Raw genomic sequence first — 636 nt, forward strand, 5'->3', positions numbered from 1 at the left:
TTAAAAAAGTGGATTAACTCAATTCAGACGCACACTACACGCATCATTTATTAATTTGATTTCTTCTTCTCTTTTTTCGATGAGGTCATCCCTTAAGATATCAAGCTTATTTTTGACTAAGGCTGTAAACAAGATCAGCTCATTTAAGCGATAAAAAGATGACAACTCTTGAGAAAAATAATTATCAAACCAAGTTGTGAAAGCTTGCGTAAACACAGATAAAAACCATTGATTAAAATCATCGTACGGAAATAACGGAAAATATTTTTTATCATCACGCGCAAAGATACTATGCAGTATATAGACAAGACAACCATTTGATAAGGGATCTATGCGTGTTTCAAAACATGTATCTTGAGGCGAACGGACACCATAATATATGTCTTCCCGCCCAATCTTATTAACAAGATCGATCAACTGAACTTTGCTTATAGAGATCTGTGGTTCATTTATCATCTATGATCTTTCTTCTTTAAGAGTGTGAATATTGCCTGTCTTGCAAAAATGTTTTTGAAAAAGGAACCTCGCAATGATTCATTGTTAATTAACAATCCTCATTTTTGGCTCAAATGACGCAAGTTAAAAAACTTCTCCTGCAAAAATAAAATCGATCAATCTCGGTTCTTCTTTTTTGTT

The 636-nt window shown here is 33.0% G+C and carries 1 protein-coding gene; it reads right to left on the reverse strand.

Annotated features, from left to right (window positions below):
* Positions 1–18 precede the first annotated feature (18 nt).
* Positions 19–456, reverse strand: coding sequence for a hypothetical protein (locus tag ACFIQE_RS11285; RefSeq protein ID WP_375707791.1), 438 nt, complete (start codon positions 454–456; stop codon positions 19–21).
* Positions 457–636: the final 180 nt, after the last annotated feature.

It is taken from the genome of Bartonella sp. AA1HLJMS, assembly GCF_042197445.1.
In the GTDB taxonomy this organism is placed as follows: domain Bacteria; phylum Pseudomonadota; class Alphaproteobacteria; order Rhizobiales; family Rhizobiaceae; genus Bartonella.

What these genes read in the sequence shown, in the direction of transcription:
- ACFIQE_RS11285 (WP_375707791.1), bottom strand. Translation starts at nt 456, where the DNA reads ATGATAAATGAACCACAGATCTCTATAAGCAAAGTTCAGTTGATCGAT.